This window comes from Candidatus Eremiobacteraceae bacterium (genome assembly GCA_035314825.1).
Taxonomy (GTDB): domain Bacteria; phylum Vulcanimicrobiota; class Vulcanimicrobiia; order Eremiobacterales; family Eremiobacteraceae; genus JAFAHD01.
On sequence record DATFYX010000075.1, the window covers coordinates 25800 to 35366 of the forward strand.

A 9567-nucleotide genomic window follows, 5' to 3' on the forward strand; every position below is an offset into this window, starting at 1 on the left:
CTCTGGGCCCGGTGAACCCGTCGCCACCGTGCAGAATGGCACTCAACATACGGCGACGCGTGTCGAGCTTGAGGACACCATCATCGTCGCTGCCAGGACCGGGGAGCAGGCCGATGCGCCGACCCGCGAGCTGGAGTTCGAGGTCGTCGCGCTGATCGGCGAAGACGAAGCCGAGGCCAAGTACGCCGTGTGCTACTGTGAGTCCGATGACGAATTCGTCGTAGCCGACATCTACGGCCGCCTGCTGGATGACGAGGCGCTCGCGCAAGAAGTGCTCAACGGATTTTTGGAGCACGCCGACGACGCACAGGCGGGAGACGGACCATAGCACTGCAGCTTGAGACGCGGGTTCGCCCGCGGCGCACGCGCGCGCCGCGCGTGCTCTTCCTGTCCGCCAGCGTCGGCGAGGGCCACACCGCCGCGGCGCAGGCGGTGTGCAACGCGTTGCAGGCGAGCGACCCTGGCTGCGGCTGCGAGGTCGTGGACTCGTATCGGTATGCGTCGGAATATTTTCACCGCGTGGCGAGCAACGGATACATCGGCATGGTCAAGGTGCTGCCGCAGCTCTACGGGCTCATCTACGACCAGGCCGAACGCGCCACCAAAGTGTCCGCCTTCAAGAAATGGCTGCACCGCTACACGGCGCTCAATCTGCGCCAGTACGTCGCCGAGCTCGAGCCCGACGTCGTGGTGTGCACGCACGCGTTCCCGTGCGGCGTGATGGCCGAATACAAGCGCGAGTTCCGCGATGCGCCGGCTGTCGTGGGAGTCGTCACCGATTTCGTCGTGCATCCGTTTTGGATCCATCGCAACATCGATGCGTACGCGGTCGCGACGCCCGCGATGCGTCAAGCGCTCGTTTCGCGCGGCGTGCGCCAGGAGCGCATCACCGTGACCGGCATCCCGATCGACGCGCGCTTCGGACAGGACCACGACAAGCAGGCGGTGCGCCGCAAGCTCGGGCTCGAGCCCGATCGCACGACGCTGTTGGTGATGGGCGGCGGCGTGGGCATCGGCCCGCTCGAGAACGCGATCCAGGGGATCGACCGTCTCGCGCACCGGGTGCAGACCGTCGTGGTGGTCGGCAAGAATCCGTCGCTAGAGCGCCGCGTCGCAGATGTGGCGCGCACGCTATCACATCCGGTGAAGGTCGTCGGTTTCGTGTGCAACGTGTTCGAGTACATGCAGGCTGCGGATGTGCTGGTGAGCAAGCCCGGCGGGTTGACGAGCTCCGAAGCGCTTGCCGCCCAGCTGCCGTTGCTCATGCTGCGCCCGCTGCCGGGTCAAGAGGAGCGCAACACGCGCTATCTGGAGGAAGCCGGGACCGGCATCCGCGTGCAGAGCGCGCGCGAACTGGTGGCGGCGTTGGATCGGCTGTTGGCGGATGCGCGGCAGCTCGATGCGATGCGCGCGCGCGCGCGCGCGCTGGCCCGGCCGGATGCGGCGCTTGCGGTGTCCGGCATCATCCGCCGGCTCATCCCGGCTTGAAGCAGCAGCGCTTGCTGTGGTACACTGACGGACGTCCCGAGGAGAGATGGCCGAGCTGGCTGAAGGCGGCGGTTTGCTAAACCGTTATAGTGCTGTAAAGGCGCTATCGAGGGTTCGAATCCCTCTCTCTCCGCCAGGACCAGGTCGATAGGTTCGACCGCCGCGTACGCGCTCGTAGTTCAGCTGGATTAGAATGCCAGACTACGAATCTGGAGGTCGGGGGTTCGAGTCCCTCCGAGCGCGATTCACTTGCCTCGGTAGCTCAGTGGTAGAGCAGGGGACTCATAAGCCCTTGGTCGCAAGTTCGAGTCTTGCCCGAGGCACAGCACGCGCCCGTAGCTCAATTGGATAGAGTATCGGCCTCCGAAGCCGAGGGTTGGTGGTTCGAGCCCACTCGGGCGCGCGGTCATCGCAGTAGGATTCACATATAAGGATGCACACCGCCGGCCAGACGCAGACCGATATCGCATTCATGCGCAAGGCGCTCGAGCTGGCAGGCAGCGCGCAGCGCCACGGCGACGTGCCCGTCGGCGCGGTGATCGAGATGGACGGCGAAATCGCGGCCGTCGGATTCAATCAGAAGGAAGCCAATCACGATCCGACCGCGCACGCGGAGATGGTCGCGTTGCGCCAGGCCTCTGCGCGGCGTGGCGGCTGGCGGTTGAGCGGAGCGACGCTGTACGTCACCAAAGAGCCGTGCGTCATGTGCGCGGCGGCGTGCGTGGCGGCGCGCATCGACCGGCTGGTCTTCGGCTGTCCGGATCCCAAGGGCGGCGGCGCGGGTTCCGTGTTCAATCTTATCGACGATCCGCGCCTCAATCATCGCGTGCGCGTCACCAGCGGCGTGCTTGCGGACGAAGCCGCCGAGATGCTGCGCGCGTTTTTCCGCGGGCGCCGAGTATCAGACGAGCTGTGAGCGATGCCGCCCTGCAAAGGGCGGTTGCGCGCGCGGGCAGAAGCGCAAGCGTATCAACCGCGGAGAGGTGGCAGAGTGGTTGATCGCGCTCGCCTCGAAAGCGAGTAACGGCTTATACCCGTTCGTGGGTTCAAATCCCACCCTCTCCGTTCGATCTTCAACGCTGATCCAGAAGGTACGACCGGATGCACCGCACGCTTGTCGCGCTCGGGCTTCTGGCCGCCGTGTGCGCGCCCGGTTGCGGCGTGCATTCGCGCGGCGCAAGCGGCGCGACGTCGGCGCCGACACCCGCGTCGCAAGCGCACATCGAGATCCACGGCGTTATCACGATCGCGCACGATGCGGCCGTCAGGCAATGCTACATCGGCAAACCGGGTCCGAAGCTGCTCAACGGCTACAGCGTGACGTTCGCCGCCGATCAGCTCATCGACGGCGGCGAGGTGCTCATCCCCGATTTTCACGGCGACGGCACGTACACCGGCGCGGCCGGTGTCATCCTCAATGTGGCACAAGGCCCGGGTTTTCCGCACGGCACGACATTGGAAGAACGGCCTGACACCAAAGTGACGGTGACGATCGGGGATGGCGGCAAGAGCGGGCGCGCGCTCTTGACGGATTATCGCAGCCTGTACGGGCGCAACGGCGACGAGCGCGGCGGGGCGGTGTCGGGATCCATCACGTGGACGTGCGCGCAAGTCGCGCGCGGACCCGCGATGCAAGGATGACACCGGCGCGGCTGGAACTGTCAAAGCAGAGCGGCGCGCGGCGCCGCTTCGACGCATCCGGAGAGGTGCTGGAGTGGTCGATCAGGCACGACTGGAAATCGTGTAGGCGCTAAAACCGTCTCGAGGGTTCGAATCCCTCCCTCTCCGAACCCGATCCCCATCTTCGTGGGGGCGTTGACGGCGCCGGGACCCGCGCGACGAAAACCCGCTAACCCCGTCAGGACCGGAAGGTAGCAGCGGCATGTGGGATCTTTCGGGTGCCGCGGCACGCTCGGCGCTCGAGCCCCCTTCATGGGGTCGGCTTGTTCTGTGGGACGGATCACACAGCAGCAGAGCGGTTTTCGGGAGGACAGGCATGGCAGCGTACGAATGCAGGGTGGTGCCCTTCTTATGAGCGACGCTTTCGCGTCCCTCACAGGGGGTATGAGCGCCGCGGCAATTCTTTTTATCATTCTCATCGCCGCCGCAAGCTCGATCGTCGTTGTGACGATATATCATTGGGCCGTTGCGCGGCCGAGGTTCCGATCATCCGGGGTCACCGCTTCCAAGACGGGCCCGGAGATAGACAAGAGGAGCCTGGACGACCTGCGCAACCGGGTGGCTGCCCTCGAGGCGGCCTCTGTCGGTGCCCTGCAGCACGTTGGGTTCGTGCGCTTTAACGCGTTTGCCGACGTCGGTTCGGAGCTGTCGTACGCTTTAGCGGCCATTGACGGCCGTGGCAACGGGTTCCTGATCTCCAGCATCTACTCGCGCGAGGAGGTCCGGAGCTACGCCAAGGCGGTACGCGAGTTCGTCACCGACAAGGACTTGAGCGTCGAAGAGCAGCGGGCCCTGGAGATCGCGGTGTCGCTCGCCAAGCGGCAGCGGACATGACGCGGAGGAAACGGATTGGCCAAGAGTTCGGACGCGTGGAGCAAGCGGGTCCTCATCAAGATCATCCCGCAGGACGCGTGCTCGATCTACAAGCTTGAGCTGACCTATGGTCATCTGGCGCTGTTCGCGGCGTGCATCGTCGTGCTCATCGCGGCGTTCTTCACCGAGCATTTCACCCAGGTGCGCGCCGAAGAGGCCAAAGTGCGGGCGCTGCAGAGCTTGACCGCGGCGCAGCAGCAGCAGCTGGTCGATTTCTCCAGACAGACCAACCACATGTGGAAACAGCTCAACGAGATCCAGGCCGAGCATCAGGAGATCAAACGTCTGACGGCGCCCTCGCTCGGCGTGGGAACGACTACGAACGGTCAGCCCAGCGGCCAGTCGGCCGACAGACCGAATGACCAGAACAAACCCGCCAAACCTACCGCCATGCTTTTGATGGAGCCGAGCAGCGAGGCACTGCCCGCCCATGGACCCTGGTGGACGCAAGCAGTGGCCTGGCTAGGCATCGGCCGCGGCGGCGTGACGTTCCAGGTCGAATCCGCCAATCTCGCGCTGTTGGATGTGGGACTCGACCGCGTGTACTCCGATACCGTCAAGCTCAAAGATGAGGCGTTCTTGCAGGCGCAGGCGCGCGAAGAGGCGACGCTTGCGTACCAGCGCATGCTGGAGGCGATCCCATCGATCTGGCCCACCGACGGTTCGATCTCGTCGGGCTTCGGTTTCCGCTCGTACCCGGATTACGGGTTCCACTCGGGCGTCGACATCGTCAATTTCTACGGCGCGCCGGTCATCGCGACCGCCGCCGGGACCGTCGTCGAAGCTGGTTGGGATGGCGGCTTCGGGATCAAGATCGCCATCGATCATGGCAATGGCTACGTGACGTGGTATGGGCACAATTCGGCCGCGCTCGTCTCGCCGGGCCAATTCGTGCATAAGGGTCAGCTGATCGCGCGCCTCGGTTCGACCGGGTTTGCGACCGGGCCGCACGTGCACTACGAGGTGCACGTAGACGGCCGGCCGATCAATCCGGTGCCGTTCTTGTCCGGGTCGGTCGGACCGACGCCGGCGATGCTGGCCGCGTTGCGATAAGATAGTCGCGTGACCGTAGCGAACGCGGGAGACGTGGCTAACGTCTCCCGATTGATTTCCGCATGACCCATCGCGCCGGGGCGCAGCGCACGAACGCGCTCGTGCGCAATTTCTGCATCACCGCGCACATCGACCATGGCAAGACGACGCTTTCGGACCGGCTGCTCGAGATGACCGGTGCGATGGCGGCGCGCGATATGTCCGACCAAGTGCTGGACTCGATGGATCTGGAGCGCGAGCGCGGCATCACGATCAAGGCGCATCCGGTGACGCTGCTGTACCGCGCCGACGACGGCGAGCTGTACGAGCTCAACCTCATCGACACGCCGGGGCACGTCGACTTCACATATGAGGTGTCGCGCTCGATGTCGGCGTGCGAGGGGGCGCTGCTGGTGATCGACGCCGCGCAGGGCATCGAGGCGCAGACGCTGGCGAATTTCTATTTGGCGGACGAAGCCAAGCTCGAGATCATTCCGGTCATCAATAAGATCGATCTGCCGTCGGCCGAGCCTGAGGCGGTGATCCGCGACGTCGAGGAGACGTTGGCGATCGAGCGCTCGCGCTGCATCTTGGCCTCGGCCAAGGAGGGCATCGGCACCAAGGAGATCCTCGAGGCGATCGTGCGCTGGGTGCCGGCGCCCAAGGGAGGGGCTGAGCATCTGCGTGCGCTGGTGTTCGACTCGCATTACGACGCGTATCGCGGCGTGATCTGCTACGTGCGGGTGGCGGACGGCGTGATGCGCGGCGGCATGAAGATCCGCTCGATGGCGGCGGACAAGGTGTTCGAGGTCATCGAGGTCGGCAAGTTCCGGCCGTCGATGCAGCCGTCCGAGCAGCTGGATCTGGGCGAGGTCGGGTATGTCATCGCCAATATCAAGTCGCTGTCGGAGATCGGGGTCGGCGATACGCTGACCGATGCGGCGTCGCCGGCGCACGTGCCGCTGCCGGGCTATCGCAAGGTCACGCCGATGGTGTTCTGCGGCTTGTATCCTAATGAAGGGGCGGACTACGGCGAGCTGCGCGACGCGCTGGAGAAATTGAAGCTGAACGATGCTTCGTTGTCGTTCGAGCCGGAGTCGTCCATCGCGCTGGGCTTCGGGTTTCGGTGCGGCTTCCTCGGCTTGCTGCACATGGAGATCGTGCAGGAGCGGCTCGAGCGCGAGTACGGCATCTCGCTTATCGCGACGTCGCCGTCGGTGGTGTATCACGTCCTAGCGACGAGCGGTGAGGAGCTGTCGATCGACAACCCGGCCAAACTGCCGCCGCCGACGGAGATCGCGCGCCTGGAAGAGCCGTACGTGCGCTGCTCGATCATCACGCCGGCGGAGTACGTCGGGGCGATCATGGACCTGTGCCAGTCGCGGCGCGGCACGATGCTGTCGATGGACTATCTGTCGCCGCAGCGCGTGCTGTTCTCGTACGAGCTGCCGTTGGCCGAGGTGATCATCGACTTCTTCGACCAGTTGAAGTCGCGCACCAAGGGTTATGCGAGCATGGACTACGAGCTCATCGGGTATCGCGAGGGCGATCTAGTCAAGCTGGACATATTGTTGAATGGCGAGTCGGTGGACGCGCTGTCGTTCATCATCCACCGCGACAAGGCGCCGCTGTGGGGCAGGCTGCTGGCCGAGAAACTGCGCGAAGTCATTCCGCGGCAGATGTTCGACGTGCCGATCCAGGCGGCGATCGGCAACAAGATCGTGGCGCGCGAGACGGTGAGGGCCATGCGCAAGAACGTGCTGGCGAAGTGCTACGGCGGCGACATCTCGCGCAAGCGCAAGCTCCTCGAGAAGCAGAAAGAGGGGAAGAAGCGCATGAAGCAAGTGGGCAACGTCGAGCTGCCGCAGGAGGCGTTCATGGCGGTGCTGCAGCTCGAGCGCGGCTCGTAGCTTTCTTGGAGGAGTGATGCGTCTGGATCCGCGCGTGCCGATCGCGGTCGCGACGCGGAATGCGGACAAGTTCGGCGAGCTGGTAACATTGTGGGGCGACACGCTGCCGGTGCTGGTGCCGCCCGGCGACGAATATCCGGAAGTGGACGAGCCGCACGCGACCTATGAAGGGAACGCGCTGCTCAAGGCGACGGAGCTCGCGCGTTTGCGCGGCGGCCCGGCGCTGGCCGACGATTCAGGGATAGAAGTGGAGGCGCTCGGCTGGGGGCCCGGCGTGGTGTCGGCGCGGACGCCCTCGCCGGATTCAACGCCGGGAGAGCGCAATGCTGACATCTTGGCGCGCTTGGCTGCGCTTGGGGATGTGAGCCGGCGGGCGCGCTACGTCTGCGTGTGCGCGTTGGTCGTGCCCGGTCAGGAGCCGATCATCGGCCGAGGTGAGGTAGAGGGCGAGATTGCTCGCGCGCCGCGCGGCTCGAACGGCTTCGGTTACGATCCGATTTTCTATTACCCGCCATATGCCCGTACATTCGGCGAGGTCGACATCGCGATGAAGCACGCCGTCTCGCACCGCGCCCGTGCTATTCGCGATTTAAGCGAAAAGCTCATACGCAGGCAATAGCCGGCCCACAGATCCCCTGTACAATCGGGCGATGTGGAAGTTTTGTCGGAGATGTCACAAACGAAAGTCGCCCGATGCCTTTGGCCGTAGACAACGCGGCACAGATATCTTGACCTCCTACTGCAAGGAATGTCAGCGCAAGTATTGCCATGAACACTATCAAACGCATCGGGCGCGGCACAACGAGCGGCGTTATGCCAACCAGGTGGTCTATCGCAGGCGTAACCGCGCAACGGTTGACGCGTACTTGTTCTCCCACCCGTGCGTCGATTGTGGTGAGTCAGATCCTATCGTGCTGGAGTTCGACCATGTGCGGGGCACAAAGCGCGTGGAGATTAGCCGGCTGATCCATCTGGCAACGGCCGCGACGCTCGAAGCCGAGATTGCGAAGTGCGATGTCCGCTGCGCGAATCGCCATCGACGCAAGACTTTCAAGGAGCTTTGGGCGGGTTCAAGAATTCGAGGCTCTGACGGGCGGTAGCTCAGCCAGGTAGAGCGCCGCGTTTGGGACGCGGAGGGCGCAGGTTCGATCCCTGTCCGCCCGACCAATCAACAGGGAAGCGCGAGACGCTTCCCTTACGTTTGCCAAGAAATGCTCCGAAAGATAAAGAATCATCTATCGAGCGCCTGTAGCTCAACCGGATAGAGCAGCGGCCTTCTAAGCCGCAGGTTTCGGGTTCGACTCCCGACGGGCGCGCGTTCTTCGAAGAGCGTTGAAGGCGCGTTTAGCGGGCTTCGAGAAAAGCTCGCGTCCGCCAATCGCATGGTGAATGTAGCTCAGTTGGTTAGAGCGTCGGCCTGTGGCGCCGAAGGTCGCGGGTTCGACCCCCGTCATTCACCCCACGATGCGCCTGTAGCTCAATTGGATAGAGTTCCAGACTTCGAATCTGGCGGTTGGGGGTTCGAGCCCCTCCAGGCGCGTTTGATCGACTCGACGCGTCATGGCCATAAGCGGGAAACTGAGGTGGTCTGTTGAGCAAGCTAAGTGTCCTGAAGCGAAGAGAGTCGCGGATCCGTGCGACGTACGCTCGGCTAAGCAAGAACGCCGAAGCCTATGCACGCCGCATCGTAAGGCGCGGCTACGTACTGCCAGCCGAACGCAAGACCATGGCGAAATTGATAAAACAAACCGCGAGCGTATGGGTCAAAGAACAAGTGTGCCGCGAGCTGTACCTCAAAGAGTTGCGGCATATCGCGACCAAGGAATAATGTGTCTCCGTCGGTCCTGACACCATCCGAAGGCGCCGGACGGATCCCACGCGAAGTTGCCGACTCCGCGATTCCGCCTGTGCTCCGGTAGCTCAATGGTAGAGCATCGGCCTTTTAAGCCGGTGGTTCCGAGTTCGAGTCTCGGCCGGGGCACATCGTCTTTTTCTCGCGCCGCCGTGTTTGAGAGGATATGGCAGTCCGCGGGTAAGAACTACAAGACGCGCACACGCGTCGTTAGCTCAATTGGTAGAGCAGCAGACTCTTAATTCTCGAAGGACGTGTCGCAAAGGTTCGCCACGTCCTTTTTTCTTCGTCGTACCACCGCAAAGGGTTGCGCGAGGTTGCGCGCTGACGCATGGTCCGTGACCACGGCGTGACCACGGGTTCGCGGGGAATCCATCGAAACCGACTTATTGCCGACGCGTCCTCCTTGAAGGAATCGTATTTGTAAGCAAACGAACGTGCAGTCACGTTCGAGCATAAAAACGGAGTGAGCGGTCAGCCCGAGATAGGCGGCCGTGACGCTCAGCGATCCTGACTCACCCACGCAACTCGGTAGTCGTGAAAGAGATCATCGCCCTTTTTGCCGTCGCCTTAATTACTGCGGTCGTCGCGATCGTGTGCATCGGCTTTCCGCGAACGGCCAAGAGGCTTACCGGGCTAACCGGCCTTAACGAGAAGATGGCGCCCGACTTCTTCGTCCGCGCTCTAGGCGTTACGTTGGCAGCGATGGCCGGACTTGTTGTTTGGGCGGCT

9 protein-coding genes, 11 tRNA genes and 1 other RNA gene are annotated in these 9567 nt (G+C 63.5%); all 21 read left to right on the plus strand.

Features of this window, described 5'->3' with window-relative positions; all coding sequences use genetic code 11:
* The first annotated feature begins 28 nt into the window (after nucleotides 1–28).
* Complete coding sequence (locus VKF82_11050; protein HME82602.1) at nucleotides 29–328, plus strand: hypothetical protein; 300 nt, start codon at nucleotides 29–31, stop codon at nucleotides 326–328.
* 50 nt (nucleotides 329–378) lie between these two features.
* Entirely contained in the window at nucleotides 379–1488 is a 1110-nt protein-coding gene (locus VKF82_11055) for a glycosyltransferase (GenBank protein ID HME82603.1), read from the plus strand.
* A 40-nt stretch (nucleotides 1489–1528) separates the two neighbouring features.
* A tRNA-Ser gene (locus VKF82_11060) sits at nucleotides 1529–1624 on the plus strand.
* Between the two features lie 32 nt (nucleotides 1625–1656).
* Nucleotides 1657–1731, plus strand: a tRNA-Arg gene (locus tag VKF82_11065).
* A gap of 8 nt (nucleotides 1732–1739) precedes the next feature.
* Nucleotides 1740–1811, plus strand: a tRNA-Met gene (locus tag VKF82_11070).
* 6 nt (nucleotides 1812–1817) lie between these two features.
* Nucleotides 1818–1891: transfer RNA gene (locus tag VKF82_11075), tRNA-Arg, on the plus strand.
* Nucleotides 1892–1921: 30 nt separating this feature from the next.
* Entirely contained in the window at nucleotides 1922–2404 is a 483-nt protein-coding gene (gene tadA / locus VKF82_11080; protein ID HME82604.1) for a tRNA adenosine(34) deaminase TadA, read from the plus strand.
* A 61-nt stretch (nucleotides 2405–2465) separates the two neighbouring features.
* A tRNA-Ser gene (locus VKF82_11085) sits at nucleotides 2466–2553 on the plus strand.
* 36 nt (nucleotides 2554–2589) lie between these two features.
* Complete coding sequence (locus VKF82_11090; protein HME82605.1) at nucleotides 2590–3129, plus strand: hypothetical protein; 540 nt, start codon at nucleotides 2590–2592, stop codon at nucleotides 3127–3129.
* Between the two features lie 59 nt (nucleotides 3130–3188).
* A tRNA-Ser gene (locus VKF82_11095) sits at nucleotides 3189–3276 on the plus strand.
* Between the two features lie 34 nt (nucleotides 3277–3310).
* Nucleotides 3311–3409: signal recognition particle sRNA small type (ffs, locus tag VKF82_11100), an RNA gene on the plus strand.
* A gap of 143 nt (nucleotides 3410–3552) precedes the next feature.
* Nucleotides 3553–4002, plus strand: a complete 450-nt coding sequence (locus tag VKF82_11105) for a DUF4446 family protein (GenBank protein HME82606.1) — start codon at nucleotides 3553–3555, stop codon at nucleotides 4000–4002.
* Nucleotides 4003–4017: 15 nt separating this feature from the next.
* Nucleotides 4018–5094: a M23 family metallopeptidase gene (locus tag VKF82_11110; GenBank protein HME82607.1), complete on the plus strand. Its 1077-nt coding sequence runs from the start codon at nucleotides 4018–4020 to the stop codon at nucleotides 5092–5094.
* Between the two features lie 62 nt (nucleotides 5095–5156).
* A complete protein-coding gene (gene lepA / locus VKF82_11115; protein HME82608.1) occupies nucleotides 5157–6983 on the plus strand; it encodes a translation elongation factor 4 in 1827 nt (608 codons plus the stop codon).
* Between the two features lie 16 nt (nucleotides 6984–6999).
* Nucleotides 7000–7602: a non-canonical purine NTP pyrophosphatase gene (locus tag VKF82_11120; GenBank protein HME82609.1), complete on the plus strand. Its 603-nt coding sequence runs from the start codon at nucleotides 7000–7002 to the stop codon at nucleotides 7600–7602.
* 471 nt (nucleotides 7603–8073) lie between these two features.
* Nucleotides 8074–8150, plus strand: a tRNA-Pro gene (locus tag VKF82_11125).
* Nucleotides 8151–8225: 75 nt separating this feature from the next.
* Nucleotides 8226–8299: transfer RNA gene (locus tag VKF82_11130), tRNA-Arg, on the plus strand.
* A 69-nt stretch (nucleotides 8300–8368) separates the two neighbouring features.
* A tRNA-His gene (locus tag VKF82_11135) sits at nucleotides 8369–8445 on the plus strand.
* 4 nt (nucleotides 8446–8449) lie between these two features.
* Nucleotides 8450–8523 (plus strand) — tRNA-Arg (locus VKF82_11140).
* A 369-nt stretch (nucleotides 8524–8892) separates the two neighbouring features.
* Nucleotides 8893–8964 (plus strand) — tRNA-Lys (locus VKF82_11145).
* Between the two features lie 408 nt (nucleotides 8965–9372).
* Nucleotides 9373–9567, plus strand: a 195-nt coding sequence (locus VKF82_11150) for a hypothetical protein (GenBank protein ID HME82610.1), incomplete at its 3' end; no start/stop codon positions are given.